Raw genomic sequence first — 17,114 nt, forward strand, 5'->3', positions numbered from 1 at the left:
GCCGATCAGTTGGTGTCGGCCTCGCGCAGCGTCTGCACCACCGGGCGCTGCAGCACGCCGCGCAGCGCCCACCAGCCCGCGAGCTGGGCCAGCACCGCGCCGCCGATCGTCGTGCCGATCAGCACCCAGGGCTTGAACTGCCATTCGAACTCGAAGGCGTAATGCGTCAGCGCCCAGCCCAGCGCCTGCGCCGCGAGACCCGCGAGCAGGCCGGCGAGCGCGCCCAGCCCCAGCAGCTCCGCGCGCTGCACCGCCGCCATCAGCGCACTGGACGCGCCGAAGGCCCGCATCAACGCGAACTCGCGCGTGCGCGCGTCCCGTGAACCCACCGCCGCCACCAGCAGCACCACCACGCCCAGCGCCAGCGCGACCGCGAACAGCAGCTGCACGGCCATGATCACCTGCTCCAGCACCTGCTGGACCTGGTGCAGTTCAGCCGAGACATCGATCAGCGTCAGGTTGGGGAAGGCGTTGACCAGCTTGCGATCGAGCGCCGCGGCGCCGCCCTCGCCCTGCGGCGACCGGTAGGCGGAAATGAAGCTGACCGGCAGCTCCGGCATGGCCGCATGCGGGTACAGCACGAAGAAGTTGACCCGCATCGAGCCCCAGTCCACCTTGCGCAGCGAGGTGATCCGCGAATCGACCGGCACGCCGGCGATGTCGAAGCGCAGCGTGTCGCCGAGCTTGAGCCCCAGTTGGTCCGCCAGGCCCTGCTCGACGCTCACGCCGCCCTGCTCCTCGGCGGTCCACTTGCCGCCGGAGATCTGGTTGTGCGACGGCAGTTCGGCGCTGTGGCTGAGGTTGAACTCGCGCTCGACCAGGCGCTGCGCGCGTTCCTCGGTGAAGCGGCTGGCCTGCACCGCCTCGCCGTTGATCGCGACCAGGCGGCCGCGGATCATCGGGTACCAGTCGTAGTCCTTGACGCCGGCCCGTTCGAGCTCGCCGCGGAAACCCGCGCCCTGGTCCGGCTGGATGTTGATGACGAAGCGGTCCGGCGCGTTCACCGGCGTCGCGGCGCGCCAGCTCTCGATCAGGTCGGTGCGCATCAGCACCAGCAGCGCCAGCGCCAGCAGCCCCAGCGACAGCGAGCCGACCTGCAGCACCGCGAAGGCGGGCCGGGCGGCCACCTGCCGCGTCGCCAGCAGCAGCCAGCGCGGCGCGCCGGCCTGCGGCACCAGGCGCCGCAGCGCCAGCACCGCGCCATAGGCCAGCAGCGCGAAGCATCCCAGCGCGACGGCGAAGCCGCCGGTCGCGACCAGCCCCAGGCGCCAATCGGCCGACAGCGCGGTGAGCACCGCCGCGAAGCCCATCACGCCGGCCAGCAGCACGGCGATGGAGCCCATCTTCGGACGCCCCAGTTCGCGCCGGATCACCCGCAGCGGCGGCACGGCCGACAGCTGCAACACCGGCGGCAGGCCGAAGCCCAGCAGCAGGCTCATGCCCATGCCCAGCCCCAGCAGCACCGGCCAGGCGCCGGGCGCGGGCAGGTCGACGGAGATCAGGCCGGCCAGCAGCGCGATGAAGCCGTAATGCAGCAGGAAGCCGAGCAGCACGCCGATCGCACTGGCGACCAGCCCGACCGTGGCGAACTCCAGCGTGAAGACCCAGGCCAGGCGCCGCTGCGGCTGGCCGAGCACGCGCAGCATGGCGCAGTCGTCGAGGTGGCGGTTGGCGAACTCGCGCGCCGCCAGCGCGACGGCGATCGCCGCCAGCAAGGCGGCCAGCAGCGCCACCAGGTTCAGGAACTTGGTCGCGCGGTCCAGTGTCTGGCGCATCTCGGGCCGGCCGGTCTCCAGCGACTCCAGCCTCACGCCGCGCCACTGGCCATCCTTCATCTGCTGGCGGGTCTGCGTGGTGAACTGCTGCACCGCGCTGCCCGGTTCCTGCCCCTGGCCGATCACCGCGAAGCGGTAGGTGACCCGGCTCGCCGGCTGGATCAGCGCGGTGGCGGCGAGGTCCGACTGCGCCAGCATCACCCGCGGCGCGAAGTTGAGGAAACCGGCGCCCCGGTCGGGCTCATTGGCGATCTCGCCAGCGATGGTGAGCGTCGCGTCGCCCAGCAGCAGCGGATCGCCGACCTTCAGGCCCAGCGCGCTCAACACGCCCGCGTCGACCCAGACCGTGCCGGCGGCCGGCGCACCGACCTGACGACCGTCCTTCAAGCTCAGCGCCCCACGCAGCGGGTAGCGCGCCCCGACGGCCTTGACCGCCACCAGGCGGCTGCCGCCGCCCTGGTCCTCGCCGGCGCGCGCCATGCTCGGGAAGTTCAGCGTCTCGACGCTGCGCAGGTTCAGGCGATCGGCCAGCTGCCGCACCGCGGCGGGCGTCGGCTGGTCGCTCGCGACCACCGCGTCACCGCCGAGCAGTTGGGCGGCGTCGCGTCGCAGGCCCTGGTCCAGTCGGTCCGACAGGAAGGCCACCGCGCACACGGCGGCCACCGCCAGCATCAGGGCCAGGATCAGCAGGTGCAATTCGCCGGCGCGCGCATCGCGCCAGGTCTGCAGGGACATCTGACGCCACAGGGACGGCGGACGCCGGCCGGCCGGGTCGGCGGCGGGCCGGGCCGTGGAAGCTCCAGCGGGGCCGGTTGGGTCGGCGGAAGGGGAAGACGGGTGCGCGCTCATGCGCGGACTGTAGCGAACCGCATGCCCGCCTGCTGCCGCGGGGAGACGGCCATGCAATCGGCTTGAACAGTCCGTGCAACCGGTTTTGACGATGCGGCCGGGCGGCGGGCGTTCAATGAGCCCATGACGCTGCCCTTCCCTTCCCTGTTCGTCTCGCACGGCTCGCCGATGATCGCGCTGGAACCCGGCGAGACCGGCGCCTTCCTGCAACATCTTGGCCGGACGCTCGCCGCCAGCTGGGGCCGGCCGCGTGCGGTGCTCGCGATCTCCGCGCACACCACCGCGCGCGCGGCGCTGCTGCTCGGCGCGCCACGGCACGAGGCGGTCTACGACTTCGGCGGTTTTCCCCCGGCGCTGTCCGCGCTGCGTTATGACGCGCCCGGCGATCCGGCGCTGGCCGAGCGGCTCGGCCAGACGCTGGCCTTGCCCGTCGTCGAGCACGGCGGCCTGGACCACGGCATCTGGACCGCGCTGCGCTACCTGATCCCCGCGGCGGACGTGCCGGTGATCCCGTTGACGCTGACGCCGCACGCGTCGCCGGCGCAGCTGATGGCGCTCGGCGAGCAACTGCAGGGCCTGGGCGCGGACGGGGTGCTGGTCCTGGGGACCGGCAGCATCACGCACAACCTGAGGCTGCTGATGCGCTCCGCGGTCACCGGGACCGCCGCTGGCGACGGCGTGCCGGAGATGCCGGAATCGGCCGCCTTCCGGCGCTGGTTCGCGGAGCGCTCGGCGGCCCGGGACTGGCCGGCGCTCGCGGCCTACCGGACGCAGGCGCCCCATGCGACGCTGATGCACCCGACCGACGAGCACCTGCTGCCCTGGTACGTCGCTGCCGGTGCCGGCGGTCGCGACCACGCCCCGCTGCGGATCCACGAGGGCGTCACCTTCGGCTGCCTCGGCATGGATGCCTATGCGTTCGGGCCGCAGGCCGGCGCGCTCCAGGACGCGGTGGCGAATGCCGATGCGCCCGCCACGGCCTCCTGATCCGCCGACCCACCAACGACAACGGCCCCGCAGGGCCGTTGTTCATCAGGGACACCACGTCGGCGATCAGAGGAAGATCGCCGCGAGGATCCCGAGGATCAGCGCCCACTTGACGATGTAGTAGCCGAGGCGGGATCTCGCCTTGAACGCCTTGAAGAACAGGCGCACCTTGTACGCGTGATAGAAGAACTTGTTGAGGCCGCCGATGGGCTCGCTCTCCAGGTTCTGCGTCGCCGCCGAGGTCATCACCAGCTTGCCGAAGGCGCGGTTGAGCCAGCGGATCGGCGCGAAGTGGACCGGGCGCTCCACGTCGCAGAACAGGATCACGCGCTGATGCGTCGTGGTGTTCTCGGCGTAGTGGATGAAGGTCTCGTCGAACATCACGTCCTCGCCGTCCTTCCAGTGGTAGCGCTGGCCGTCGACCTCGATGTAGCAGCCCGGGTCGTTGGGCGTGGTCAGGCCCAGGTGGTAGCGCAGCGAGCCCGCGTAGGGGTCGCGGTGACGCACCAGCTTCGCGCCCGGCGGCAGCGACGCGAACATCGCCGCCTTCACGCCGGGGATCTGCTTGAGCAGCTCGACCGTGCGGGGGCACAGCGCGTTGGCCGAGGCCATGTCCCGGTCATACCACTTCAGGTAGAAGCGCTTCCAGCCGGTCTTGAAGAACGAGTTGAAGCCGATGTCGTTGTAGCCGGACGCGGCCTTGATGAAGCCCTCGTCGTTGAGCTTGAGGGCTTCCTCGCGGATCACCTGCCAGTTGTCGCGCAGCAGCTTGAGCTCGGGGAACTCGGCCGTGTTCAGGTAGGGCGTGGCGGGGGCGCGGGAGAACAGGTACATGACCGCGTTGATCGGCGAGATCAGCACGGTGAAGTCGGTGAGCGCGCGGGCCAGCTTGAAGCGGACGCGGCCGCGGAAATGGGCGTACAGCGCCGAGGCGATGAAGATCGCCAGCACCCAGTAACGCGTGGGCGGCAGCCAGTCGGCCATGTGTCGGAACTCCTGAAGACAAGCGGCGGATTATCGGCGATCGAGCGCCAGCGACGCCGCCCAGAAGGCCATTCCCCCGAAGGCCAGGGCGACGCCCACCCATCCGGTGGAGGTCCAGCCGTGGCCCGCGGCGATCGCCAGCCCGCCCAGCCAGGGGCCCAGCGCATTGGCCGCGTTGAAGGCGGAATGGTTGAGCGCCGCGGCCAGCGTCTGCGCGTCGCCGGCGACATCCATCAGCCGCGTCTGCAGCACCGTGCCCAGCCCGCCGCCGCAACCGATCAGGAAGACCACCGGCAGCAGCGTCCACAAGTGGCCGGCGGCGAAGGGGTACAGCGCCAGCGACGCGGCGCTCCACAGCAGCAGCCCGCCGACGGTGGGCATCAGCGCGCGGTCGGCGGCCCAGGCGGCGCCAAGCGTGCCGGCCGTCATCCCCATGCCGAACACGCTCAGCACCACTGGCAGCAGGCGGGGGCCGGCGCGGGTGACCTCGAGCAGCGTCGAGCCCAGGTAGGTGTAGACGGCGAACATGCCGCCGAAGCCGATCGTCGCGATGCCCAGCGTCAACCAGACCTGGCGGCGGCCGAGCGCGCCGAGCTCGCGCATCGCGCTGGCGCCGGGCTGGACGCGGTCCTTCGGCGCATGCATCGCGACCAGGGCCGCCGTCAGCAGTGCCAGCAGCGTCACCACGCCGAAGCCCCAGCGCCAGCCCGCCCACTGCCCCAGCGCGTTGGCCAGCGGCACGCCGACGATGGTGGCCACGGTGAGGCCGAGCATCATCAGGCTCACCGCCTGGGCGCGGCGCTGCGGCGCCACCATCGACGCCGCGACCAGCGCGCCGACGCCGAAATAGGCGCCATGCGGCAGCCCGCTCAGGAAGCGGAACAGCAGCATCGCGTGATACCCCGGCGCCAGCGCGCTGAGCCCGTTGCCGACGGCGAAGGCCAGCATCAGCAGGATCAGCAGCGCGCGGCGCGGGACCTTGGCGCCGAGCACCGCCAGCAGCGGCGCGCCGACGACCACGCCCAAGGCATAGGCGCTGATCACGTGTCCGGCGGCGGGGATGTCGATGCCCAGGTCGGGCGCGAAGAACGGCACCAGGCTCATCGCCGCGAATTCGGTGGTGCCGATCGCGAAGCCGCCGATCGCCAGCGCGAGCAGCGCCCAGCCGGTATGGGCACTGGGCAGGGGATCGTCGGAAAACTCGGGCGAGGCGATCGGTGAGGCGGCGGACATGTCGGAACGGCTGAAAGAAAACGTTCAGAAAACGTTCAGCATTGCAACATGAATCGATCGCCGGGACGGCGCAGGGGTTCTGGAGAGCGCCCCGAAAGCGGGGAGCGGCCGCATCGCGACCGCTGGAATGGGGAAATCGGGGGGGAATAGCCCGGGCGGGCCAGGGAACCAGGGGAACCCCAAGGGAGGAGACCCAGCACCGCGAGACGACCGGCGCGCGTGGGTGGAGCGGGCGAAGGGAGTCGAACCCTCGTCATTGGCTTGGGAAGCCAAGGTAATAGCCGTTATACGACGCCCGCGGTAGGAGCGGATTATGGCCCAAGCCGGCGAGGCGCCGACCCAGGCCTCACAGCATGTACCCGCCGTCGATGGTCAGGCTCGTGCCGGTCATGTAGCCCGACTCGGGCCCCGCGAGGAAGGACACCAGCGCGCCGATCTCGCCTGGCCGGCCCATGCGGCCCATCGGCAGCTTGTCCTTCAGGTAATCGGCGAACGGCGCGGTCATGTCGGTCTCCACGGGCCCCGGCTGGACGTTGTTGATCGTGATGCCCCGCGGCGCCAGGTCCAGCGCCAGGTTCTGGGCCATCGACGCGACCGCCGCCTTGGTCATCGCGTAGACGCTGGAGCCGGGCGTGCCGGTGCGGATCGCCGTGTTGCTGCCGATCGTGATCACGCGCCCGCCCTCGCGCATCTGCGCCACCGCCGCCTGGATCGCGAGGAAGACGCCCCGCACGTTGACGTTCAGCGACAGGTCCAGGTCCTCCAGCGACACCGCGTCGACGGTGCCATGGCGCAAGACGCCGGCATTGACCACGGCCGCGTCCAGCGGCCCCAGGCGCTCGACCGCGCGCTCGACCGCCGTGCGCAGCGCCGCCGGATCGGCGCTGTCGGCCGGGATCGCCAGCCCTCGCCCGCCGGCGGCCTCGATCGCGGCAACCACCGCCTCCGCCGCGTCCGGCCGCGACACATAGGTCAGCGCGACGTCGAAGCCATCGCTGGCCAGCCGCTGCGCGATGCCCGCGCCGATCCCGCGCGAGCCGCCGAAAACCAGCGCCACGCGGCGCGTCCGGGGTGATGTCGTCATCGCTGCTTCCTTCCTTTGATCCTCGGATCGTTTACTGGAACAGTCGTTCCACAATCAAGCAAAAAAAACGGGCTCACTTCAGAGCCCGCAAGGCAAGTCGCGCCAGGGCGCGCAGTTCGGCTTCGCCCGCGCCGCCGCGCGCGGCCAGCCGCAGCGCCGCGATCTGGGCAAACAGGAAACTCACCGCCTGGCGCGGGTCGAGCGCCGCCGACAGCTCGCCATCGGCCTGCGCCGCGCGGACCCGCTCGAGCAGCGCCGCCTGCAAGGCCTGGCCAGCCGGCGCGCGGACCTCGATCAGTTCGGCGCTGCCTTCGCTGTCGGTGCCGAACTCCTGGACCGAGCTCACGCCCAGGCAGGGCCGGTGGGCCGTCGCCGCGACGCGCTTGAGCATCCGCTCCAGGCCATCGAGTCCGGTCTTGCCGGCCTTGAGTTCGCGCAGGTGCTCGCCGGTCTCGTCGTCGGCATACCGGCGCAGCGCCGCGCAGTACAGCGGCCACTTGCCGCCATAGGTGTTGTAGAGGCTCTGCTTGCCGATGCCCATTGCGGTGGTGAGCATCTCGGCGGACGTGCCCGCGTAGCCATGCTCGCGGAACAGCGCCACCGCGGCGTCCAGCGCGAGCTCGGGATCGAATTGCTTGGGTCGGGCCATGCGGCGGACTGTAGCGATTCTGGAATGGCCGTTCCAGATAAAGGGGATTGGCGGGAAGCGCGACGCGGTCCGCCGCCGCGATTCGCGCCACCTTGCCGCGCCGCTCAGTCCCAGGTGGGCGCGAAGTCCGGATTGGCCAGGCGCTCGCCGCGGTCCAGGGTGGCGATGCGTTCCATGTCGGCATCGTCCAGCCGCAGCGACAAGGCCTGCAGGTTGGCCGCCTGGTTGGCCGGTCGGGTGGAGGACGGAATCACCGCGAAGCCCTGCTGCAGCAGCCAGGCCAGGGAGACCTGCGCCGGCGTGGTGCCGTGTTTGGCGGCGATGTCCTGCAGCACCGGGTCGGCCATGACCTTGCCGTAGGCCAGCGGCATGTAGGCCGTCAAGTGCAGGCCCTGCGCCCGCGCGAAATCGGCCACCGCGCGGTTCTGCAGGAAGGGATGGCACTCGACCTGGTTGGTGGCCAGCGCCGCGACGCCGACAAGTTCGATCGCCTCGCGCATCTGCGCGACGGTGAAGTTGGACAGGCCGATCGCGTGCGTCAGGCCCTGGCGTCGCGCGTCGAGCAGCGCTTGCAGCGTCTCCTTGAGCGGCACCGCGCCGCCGGGCGACGGCCAGTGGATCAGCGTCAGGTCGATGGCGTCCAGGCGGAGCCTGGCCAGGCTCTCGCGCAGGCTCGGGACCAGGCGGTCACCAGCCAGCGATTCGGTCCAGATCTTGGTCGTGACGAAGAGCTCGGCGCGCGGCACGCCGCTCTCGGCGATCGCCTGGCCGACCTCGGCCTCGTTGCCGTAGATCTGAGCGGTGTCGATGTGGCGATAGCCGAGCGACAGGCCGCTCCTGACGGCGTCGATGACGGTCTGGTCCTTCAGGCGGAAAGTGCCGAGACCGAGGGCGGGCATGGGGCGTGTGGAGGGGGTCATGGGAACTCCAGAAGGGAGAAATCGGGGAGGAACAGGAAGGGCGGCGGCGGGCGGTCGCGTTCAATGTCCGACGACGACCGGACCGGCGCCCGGCGCGCGTCGCGGCAGCGGGAAGCGGCGGTCCAGGCGGCCGGCCAGCACCGTCAGCGCGAAGGCGCCGAGCACCACGATCGCGCCGATCCACGGCGTGTGCAGCAGCCCGAGCCGGTCGACGATCAGGCCGCCGCCCCAGGCGCCACCGGCGATGCCGAGGTTGAACGCGGCGATGTTCAGGCCCGAGGCGACGTCCACCGCCTTCGGCGCATGGGCCTCGGCCTGCTGGACGACGTAGAGCTGCAGGCCCGGCACGTTGCCGAAGGCGAAGGCGCCCCAGGCCAGCACGGTCAGCACCGCGGCGATCGGCGAGTGCACGGTGACGCTGAGCACGACCAGCACCACGGCCAGGCCGAGGAAGATGCGCTTGAGCGCGCCCACCGGGCCGCGCCGGTCGGCGAGCCTGCCGCCCCAGACATTGCCGAAGGCCACCGACACGCCATACACGAGCAGCACCAGGCTGACACCGTTGGCCGAGATGCCGCTGACCTGCTGCAGGATCGGCGCGAGGTAGGTGAAGGCGATGAACGAACCGCCGTAGCCGACGGCCGTCATCGCATAGACGAGCAGCAGGCGCGGCTGGCGCAGCGGCTCGAGCTGCTGCAGCAGGCGGGCCGGCGCGGGCTGGGCCAGTTGACGCGGCACGAAGACCAGGCTGGCGACGAAGGCGACCAGGCCCAGCGCGGCGACGGCCAGGAAGGTGGCGCGCCAGCCGAAATGCTGGCCGACGAAGGTGCCCAGCGGCACGCCCGTGACCAGCGCGACGGTCAATCCCGAGAACATCGTGGCGATGGCGCTGGCCGCCTTCTCACGGGGCACCAGGCTGGTGGCGATGGTCGAGCCGATCGAGAAGAACACGCCGTGCGCCAGGCCGGTCAGCACGCGCGCGACGACCAGCGCGCCGTAACCGGGCGCCAGCCATGCCAGCAGGTTGCCGGCGGTGAACAGCAGCATCAGCGCCAGCAGCAGCTGCTTGCGCGGCCAGCGGCCCGACAGCGCGGTGAGCACCGGCGCACCGATGGCCACGCCCAGCGCGTAGAGCGAGACCAGCAGGCCCGCGGAGGGAAGGCTGACGCCGAGGTCGGCGGCCATGGTCGGGATCAGGCCCACGATGACGAATTCCGTGGTCCCGATGGCGAAGGCGCTGACGGTCAGCGCCCAGAGGGCGATCGGCATGAGGAGGACTCCTGCGGTGAGGGGACGATGGGCGCCAGTGTGCGCATTCATCCCTTGCAGAAAAAGCCTCGAACATCCAAATGATTTTTGCATCGGTCGCAAATATGATGCCGTGACCCCGGGGCGCGGCCCGCCTCGGGCCCGACCTTGGACAGGAGCGCCCGCCCATGAAGAGCACCCTCGACGAACTCGCCGTCCTCGCCGCCATCGTGGATGCCGGCTCGATCAGCGCGGCTGCGGAGCAGCTCGGGCAGGCGGTCTCGGCCGTCAGCCGGGCGCTGAGCCGGCTTGAGCAGAAGCTGGGCACGACGCTGATGCGACGCTCGACGCGCCGCCTGGAACTGACCGAGGAGGGCCAGTTCTTCCTGGCCCGCGCCCGCAAGGTGCTGGCCTCGGTCGAGGAGGCGGAGGAGCAGCTCGCCCTGCGCCGCGACCAGCCGGCCGGGCGGCTGCGCATCAATGCCGCCTCGCCCTTCATGCTGCATGTGCTGGTGCCGCTGATTGGCGGCTTTCGCGAACGCTTCCCGCAGATCGAGCTCGAGCTCAACAGCAGCGACCAGATCATCGACCTGCTGGAGCAGCGCACCGATGTCGCGCTGCGCATCGGCACGCTGGCGGATTCCTCGCTGCATGCGCGGCCGCTGGGCAGTTTCCGGCTGCGCGTGCTCGCCAGTCCGGCCTATCTGGCGGCGCACGGCCGGCCCACCAAGGTCGAGCAGTTGAGCGGGCATTGGCTGCTCGGCTTCACCGCGCCGGAGAGCCTCAACACCTGGCCCCTGCGCTGGTCCGGCGGCGAGGGATATCCGATCAACGCCACGCTCAGCGCGTCCAGCGGCGAGACCCTGCGCCAGCTCGCCCTCGCCGGCCAGGGGCTGGTGACGCTCTCGGACTTCATGACGGCGCAGGACCGCGCCGACGGGACGCTGGTGCAGGTGCTGGCGCCGCACACCGTCGACACCCGCCAACCGGTGCACGCGGTCTATTACCGCAACACGGCGCTGGCCTCCCGCATCAGTTGCTTCCTCGACTACCTGGCCGAGCGCATGGCCGTGTTGCAGGGCGCCTGAAGCGCGCGTGGCGGGCCGCCCTCCCCTGGAGAGGCTGTGGCCCACCTCTCCGTGCGATAGCCCTCGCCGACAGACGCAGATGGGCGGAATAGTCTGCGGCCGCTTGCGCCGCGAGCATCTCGGCTCCCTCACTACGGAGCCGAGCCATGACGCTCTCCTTCCCCCGTCTCCCTCTCCTCGCGCGGTCGATCGTGCCGCCGTTCCTTGCCACTTCCGCCCTCCTGGTCGGCGCGGGTCCGGCCACCGCGGCGGATGGCGCCACCGGCGGCCACGTGCTGAAGCAGTCGGCCTTGCTCGCCGACGAAGCGCGCCTCACCAACGGTCCGCTCATGACGGCGATCAAGCGGGCGATCGCCACGCTGCCCAACGAGCAGGTCGAAGCGATCGTCCCCAATCGCAGCGCGAACCCCGCCAACGTCCGGCGCGTCGAGCGCCTGATGTCCAGCGCCGACTGGGACTATCTGTTCCCGCTGCGCGCGCCCGAGTACACCTATGGCGGCTTCCTGCGCGCGATCGGCAAGTTCCCGGCAGTCTGCGGCGACTATGCCGACGGCCGGGATGCCGACGCCATCTGCCGCAAGACCCTGGCGACGATGTTCGCCCACTTCGCGCAGGAAACCGGGGCGCACGAGAGCTACCGTCCCGAACCCGAATGGCGCCAGGGCCTGCGCTGGGTGCGCGAGATGGGCTGGACCGAGGACATGCGCGGCGGCTACAACGGCGAGTGCAACCCCGCCACCTGGCAAGGCAAGACCTGGCCCTGCGGCACCTTCGCCAATGGCGACTACAAGAGCTACTTCGGCCGCGGCGCCAAGCAGCTGTCCTACAACTACAACTACGGTCCGTTCTCGCTGGCGATGTTCGGGTCCGTGCGCCCGCTGCTGGACAAGCCGGAACTGGTCGCCGACACCTGGCTGAACCTGGCCAGCGCGGTCTTCTTCTACATGTACCCGCAGCCGCCCAAGCCGCCGATGCTGTTCGTCGTCGACGGCACCTGGCAGCCCAATGCGCGCGACCTGGAGAACGGCCTCAAGCCCGGCTTCGGCGTGACCACGCAGATCATCAACGGCGGCGTCGAATGCGGCGGCTCGGTGGAGGTCGCGCAATCGCTGAACCGGATCAGCTACTACCGCGCGTTCGCCGCCCACTTCAAGGTGGCGGTCCCCGCCGATGAAGTGCTCGGCTGCAAGGGCATGAAGCAGTTCGACGAAGGCGGCGCCGGCGCCACCCCGATCTACTGGGAGCAGGACTATCGCTGGGTTCCCACGAACCCGGAAGGTCGCAGCTACGCCTGCAAGCTGGTCGGCTACCAGACGCCGCACTCGGCGCTGACGGCCGGGGACTACGTGGCCTGCGTCAAGCACCACTTCCCCGACGCCACCATCGTCGATGACCGCGTCCAGACCTGGGGCAGCAACGACCGCAAGGGCACGCTGGACACCGTCTACGAGTACCAGAATCCCTACACCCGCCAGACCGAGTACTTCAGCTTGCAGGGCCTGGGCAGCGACGGCCGCTACTGGTACTTCCCGACCGACAAGACCAACAACCGCTTCTGGGTCTACCTGGGCACGGACAAGAACGAGGCGCTGGCCGCCAACGGCCGGATCGCCGCGCTCCAGTCCTGGGGGGCCAATGATCGCAAGGCGGCGATCGGCGACCGCTTCCGCTACCTGAACCCGCACAAGCCGGGCCTGCCGATGGAGGTCTACGAGCTCCGCGCCACGGGGTCCGACGGCCGCTACTGGTACTTCCCGACGACGTCCAGCGCCAACACGTACTGGACCTATGTCGGCCCCGCGGTGACGAGCGCCGGCTCGCGCTGACCTGCCGGTCCGCTGATCCGCTGATCCGCTGATCCGTTGATCCGCTGAACGCGGAACGGCGACCGCACCGGCGGCGCGTCGGCAACGACGCGCCGCCGGCCACATCAACGATTGATGTCGCCGATGCACAGGTATTTGGTCTCGACGTACTCGTCGATGCCCTGGTGCCCGCCCTCGCGCCCCAGCCCCGACTGCTTGACGCCACCGAACGGCACCTCCGCCGACGAGATCAGCCCCGTGTTGATGCCCACCATCCCGGATTCCAGACCCTCCGCCACGCGGTAGATGCGGCCGATGTCACGGCTGAAGAAGTAGCTCGCCAGCCCGAACTCGGTGGCGTTGGCCATCGCGATGCCCTCGGCCTCGGTGGTGAAGCGGAACACCGGCGCCACCGGCCCGAAGGTCTCCTCGCGCGCGCACAGCATCTCGGACGTCGCCTCGGACAGCACCGTCGGCTGGAAGAAGCGGTCGTGCAGCCGTGCGCCGCCCACCAGCACCTTGGCGCCCTTGGCCACGGCGTCGGCGAGATGGCGCTCGACCTTCTCGATGGCGGCGTCCTCGATCAGCGGCCCCTGCGTCACGCCGGGCTCGAAGCCGTTGCCCACCTTCAAGCCACCCACCTTCTCCGCCAGCTTCGCGACAAAGGCGTCGTAGACCCCGGCCTGCACGTACAGCCGGTTCGCGCAGACGCAGGTCTGACCGGCGTTGCGGTACTTGCTGGCGATCGCGCCCTCGACGGCGCTGTCCAGGTCCGCATCGTCGAAGACCAGGAAGGGCGCGTTGCCGCCCAGCTCCAGCGACAGCTTCTTGATCGTCGGTGCGCACTGCGCCATCAGGATCCGGCCGACCTCGGTGGAGCCGGTGAACGAGAGGTGCCGCACCACCTCGCTCTCGCACAGCACCCGGCCGATGGCGATCGAGTGCTCGCCGTCGCCGGTGACCACGTTCAGCACCCCGGCCGGCATGCCGGCGCGCTGCGCCAGTTCGGCCGCGGCCAGCGCGGTCAACGGCGTCTGCTCGGCCGGCTTGATCACCACCGGGCAACCGGCCGCCAGCGCCGGCGCGACCTTGCGGGTGATCATCGCCAGCGGGAAGTTCCACGGCGTGATGGCGGCGCACACGCCCACCGGCTGCTTGATGACCAGGGTGCGCTTGGACGCGTCGGTGGTCGGCACCACTTCGCCGCGCACGCGCTTGGCCTCTTCGGCGAACCATTCGACGAAGCTCGCGCCGTAGACGATCTCGCCACGCGCCTCGGCCAGCGGCTTGCCCTGCTCGGCCGTCAGGATGCGCGCCAGGTCGTCGGCATGCTGGATCAGCAGGTGGTACCAGCGCATCAGGATGGCCGCGCGCTCCTTGGCCGTCTTCGACCGCCAGGCCGGCCAGGCGGCGTTCGCGGCGGTGATCGTCGCGTCGGCCTCCGACGCTCCGAGGTTGGCCACATGCGTCAGCAGCGCGCCGGTGGCCGGATCATCGACGTCGAAGCGGCTCGCGCCGCCGACCCATTCGCCGTTGATCAGCGCGTCGGTCTTGAGCAGGCTCGGATCCTTGAGCTGTGCCAGCGGGGAGGTCTTGGGGTCCATCGTCGCCATGTCCGTGCTCCGTGTCTCTGTCCGGGGAAGGCCGGCATCCTAGCCGCGCCATGCCGGCCGCCATGTCAACGCCGCGTCAACGGGCTCGGCTCCCTATAATCGAAAGCTTCGCGAAATCAAGCGTTTGGCCCCGTTCTCCGGCAAACCGCGCACCCGCGAAGACACAAACTGATTCATGTCGCAGCGACGTCTGCGCCACACCGCACCGCCAGGCCCATCAAGCAAAGGACAGGCATGAAAGCCGCTGAGATCCGCAACACCTTCCTGAAGTTCTTCGAATCCAAGGGCCACCAGATCGTCGCGTCGAGCCCGGTCGTGCCCGGCGACGACCCGACGCTGCTGTTCACCAACGCGGGCATGAACCAGTTCAAGGACGTGTTCCTGGGCTTCGACAAGCGCGCCTACACCCGTGCCACGACCGCGCAGAAGTGCATCCGCGCCGGCGGCAAGCACAACGACCTGGACAACGTCGGCTACACCGCGCGCCACCACACCTTCTTCGAGATGCTGGGCAACTTCAGCTTCGGCGACTACTTCAAGAAGGATGCGATCGCCTATGCCTGGGAACTGCTGACCCAACACTTCAAGCTGCCGGCCGAGAAGCTGTGGGTCACCGTCTATTCCGAGGACGACGAAGCCTACGAGATCTGGAACAAGGTCGTCGGCGTGCCCGCCGAGCGCATCGTGCGCATCGGCGACAACAAGGGCGGCCGCTACATGTCCGACAACTTCTGGATGATGGGCGACACCGGTCCCTGCGGCCCCTGCACCGAAATCTTCTACGACCACGGCCCCGACGTGGCCGGCGGCCCCCCGGGCTCCGCCGAGGAGGACGGCGACCGTTACATCGAGATCTGGAACAACGTCTTCATGCAGTTCAACCGGACTGAAGACGGCGTGATGCACAAGCTCCCCAAGCCCAGCGTCGACACCGGCATGGGCCTGGAGCGTCTGGCCGCGGTGCTGCAGCATGTGCACTCGAACTATGAGATCGACCTGTTCGTCAACCTGCTGGCCGCGGCCAAGCAGGCCGTCGACGGCGCCGGCGCGGGGGACTGCGACAAGGACTCGCCGTCGCTGAAGGTCATCGCCGACCACATCCGGGCCTGCTCCTTCACCGTCGTCGACGGCGTGATCCCGGGCAATGCCGGCCGCGGCTACGTGCTGCGCCGCATCGCCCGCCGGGCGATCCGCCACGGCTACAAGCTGGGCGCTCGCACCCCGTTCTTCCACAAGCTGGTGGCCGCGCTGGCCAGGGAGATGGGCGACGCCTACCCCGAACTGCGCCGCGACGAGGCCCGCGTCACCGAGGTGCTGAAGCAGGAAGAGGAGCGCTTCTTCAAGACCATCGCCACCGGCATGGAACTGCTGGAATCGGCGCTGGCCGGCGGCGCGAAGCAGGTCGACGGCGAGACCGCCTTCAAGCTGCACGACACCTACGGCTTCCCGGTGGACCTGACCGCCGACGTCTGCCGCGAGCGCGGCGTGACCGTCGACGAGGCTGGCTTCAACCGCCTGCTCGAGGAGCAGAAGGACCGCGGCCGCCAGGCCGGCAAGTTCAAGATGGCGCAGGGCCTGGCCTACACCGGCGCGGCCACGACCTTCCACGGCTATGAGCACCTCACGCGCGAGGACGCCAAGGTCGTCGCGCTGTACGTCGACGGCTCCGCGGTGCAGAGCGCCGATGCCGGCGACGACGTCGTCGTCGTGCTGGACCACACCCCCTTCTATGCCGAGAGCGGCGGCCAGGTCGGCGACGCCGGCGAGCTGCGCAACGCGAGCACCCGCCTGGTCGTCGACGACACGCTGAAGATCCAGGCCGACGTGTTCGGTCACCATGCCCAGGTCGTCGAGGGCTCGGTCAAGGTCGGCGACAGCTTCGTCGCCAAGGTCGACACCGAACGTCGCGCCAAGACCGTCCGCAACCACAGCGCGACCCACCTGATGCACAAGGCGCTGCGCGAGGTGCTGGGCGCGCACGTCCAGCAGAAGGGCTCGCTGGTCAATGCCGAGCGCACCCGCTTCGACTTCGCGCACACCGCGCCAATGACGGCCGAGGAAATCCGCAAGGTCGAGGCCATCGTCAATGCCGAGATCCTGGCCAACGCCGACACCGACGCCAGCGTCATGGCGCTGGACGACGCGCAGAAGAGCGGCGCGATGATGCTGTTCGGCGAGAAGTACGGCGAGACCGTGCGCGTGCTGAGCATCGGTTCGTCGAAGGAACTGTGCGGCGGCACCCACGTGCATCGCACCGGTGACATCGGCCTGTTCAAGATCGTCGCGGAGAGCGGCGTCGCTGCCGGCATCCGTCGCGTCGAGGCGGTGACCGGCGACAACGCGCTGCACTACCTGCAATCGCTGGAGTCGACGGTGCAGGCCGTGGCCGGCACGCTCAAGGCCGCACCGGCCGAACTCGAGCCACGCGTGCATGCCGTGCTGGAGCAGGTCCGCGCGCTGGAGAAGGAACTGGCCGCCGCCAAGAGCAAGCTCGCCTCCGCGCAAGGCGACGAGCTGCTGTCACAGGCCGTCGACGTCAAGGGCCTGAAGGTGCTGGCGGCCACGCTGGTCGGCGCCGACGCCAAGACGCTGCGCGAGACCATGGACAAGCTCAAGGACAAGCTCAAGACCGCCGCGATCGTGCTGGCCGCCGTCGATGGCGACAAGGTGCAGCTGGCGGCCGGCGTGACGGCCGATTCGATCGGCAAGGTCAAGGCCGGCGAGCTGGTGAACTTCGTCGCCCAGCAGGTCGGCGGCAAGGGCGGCGGCAAGCCGGACCTGGCCATGGCCGGTGGCACCGATGCCAAGGGGCTGCCCGCCGCGCTGGCCAGCGTGCAGGCCTGGGTCGGCGAACGCGTCTGACACACAAGCGGCACAGA

General features: G+C 70.1%; 12 protein-coding genes and 1 tRNA gene. 4 read left to right on the forward strand and 9 right to left on the reverse strand.

The window, feature by feature from the left end:
- Window positions 1–5: 5 nt before the first annotated feature.
- Window positions 6–2,510, reverse strand: coding sequence for an ABC transporter permease (locus FHT37_RS12005; protein WP_183481058.1), 2,505 nt, complete (start codon window positions 2,508–2,510; stop codon window positions 6–8).
- Between the two features lie 237 nt (window positions 2,511–2,747).
- On the opposite strand from FHT37_RS12005, the gene FHT37_RS12010 reads away from it, so the two are divergent.
- Complete coding sequence (locus FHT37_RS12010) at window positions 2,748–3,611, forward strand: dioxygenase (protein ID WP_183481061.1); 864 nt, start codon at window positions 2,748–2,750, stop codon at window positions 3,609–3,611.
- Window positions 3,612–3,677: 66 nt separating this feature from the next.
- Here FHT37_RS12010 and FHT37_RS12015 read toward each other — a convergent pair whose 3' ends face one another.
- From FHT37_RS12015 to FHT37_RS12045, 7 genes are all read right to left on the reverse strand, one after another.
- Window positions 3,678–4,595, reverse strand: coding sequence for an aspartyl/asparaginyl beta-hydroxylase domain-containing protein (locus FHT37_RS12015; RefSeq protein ID WP_091734142.1), 918 nt, complete (start codon window positions 4,593–4,595; stop codon window positions 3,678–3,680).
- A 30-nt stretch (window positions 4,596–4,625) separates the two neighbouring features.
- Window positions 4,626–5,828 carry an MFS transporter gene (locus FHT37_RS12020; RefSeq protein ID WP_183481064.1) on the reverse strand — a complete coding sequence of 401 codons (1,203 nt, stop codon included), beginning with the start codon at window positions 5,826–5,828 and terminating at the stop codon, window positions 4,626–4,628.
- Between the two features lie 224 nt (window positions 5,829–6,052).
- Window positions 6,053–6,127, reverse strand: a tRNA-Gly gene (locus FHT37_RS12025).
- A gap of 47 nt (window positions 6,128–6,174) precedes the next feature.
- The gene (locus FHT37_RS12030; RefSeq protein ID WP_183481067.1) at window positions 6,175–6,912 is read right to left on the reverse strand and encodes an SDR family NAD(P)-dependent oxidoreductase; all 738 of its coding nucleotides are present in this window, start codon (window positions 6,910–6,912) and stop codon (window positions 6,175–6,177) included.
- 73 nt (window positions 6,913–6,985) lie between these two features.
- Window positions 6,986–7,561: a TetR/AcrR family transcriptional regulator gene (locus FHT37_RS12035; protein WP_091734146.1), complete on the reverse strand. Its 576-nt coding sequence runs from the start codon at window positions 7,559–7,561 to the stop codon at window positions 6,986–6,988.
- Between the two features lie 104 nt (window positions 7,562–7,665).
- Window positions 7,666–8,460: a 2,5-didehydrogluconate reductase DkgB gene (gene dkgB / locus FHT37_RS12040; RefSeq protein WP_091734147.1), complete on the reverse strand. Its 795-nt coding sequence runs from the start codon at window positions 8,458–8,460 to the stop codon at window positions 7,666–7,668.
- Between the two features lie 81 nt (window positions 8,461–8,541).
- Window positions 8,542–9,750 carry an MFS transporter gene (locus FHT37_RS12045; RefSeq protein WP_091734149.1) on the reverse strand — a complete coding sequence of 403 codons (1,209 nt, stop codon included), beginning with the start codon at window positions 9,748–9,750 and terminating at the stop codon, window positions 8,542–8,544.
- A 167-nt stretch (window positions 9,751–9,917) separates the two neighbouring features.
- On the opposite strand from FHT37_RS12045, the gene FHT37_RS12050 reads away from it, so the two are divergent.
- A complete protein-coding gene (locus FHT37_RS12050; RefSeq protein WP_183481070.1) occupies window positions 9,918–10,817 on the forward strand; it encodes a LysR substrate-binding domain-containing protein in 900 nt (299 codons plus the stop codon).
- Window positions 10,818–10,963: 146 nt separating this feature from the next.
- Window positions 10,964–12,643 (forward strand): chitinase, encoded by a 1,680-nt coding sequence (locus FHT37_RS12055; protein ID WP_183481073.1) that lies wholly within the window; start codon window positions 10,964–10,966, stop codon window positions 12,641–12,643.
- Window positions 12,644–12,747: 104 nt separating this feature from the next.
- On the opposite strand, the gene FHT37_RS12060 is transcribed toward FHT37_RS12055, so the two are convergent.
- Window positions 12,748–14,226: an NAD-dependent succinate-semialdehyde dehydrogenase gene (locus tag FHT37_RS12060; RefSeq protein WP_183481581.1), complete on the reverse strand. Its 1,479-nt coding sequence runs from the start codon at window positions 14,224–14,226 to the stop codon at window positions 12,748–12,750.
- Between the two features lie 243 nt (window positions 14,227–14,469).
- Here FHT37_RS12060 and alaS point away from each other — a divergent pair, with 243 nt between their 5' ends.
- A complete protein-coding gene (gene alaS, locus FHT37_RS12065; protein ID WP_091734155.1) occupies window positions 14,470–17,097 on the forward strand; it encodes an alanine--tRNA ligase in 2,628 nt (875 codons plus the stop codon).
- Window positions 17,098–17,114 lie beyond the last annotated feature (17 nt).

Origin of the sequence: Mitsuaria sp. BK037, assembly GCF_014193045.1 — a bacterium.
In the GTDB taxonomy this organism is placed as follows: domain Bacteria; phylum Pseudomonadota; class Gammaproteobacteria; order Burkholderiales; family Burkholderiaceae_C; genus Roseateles.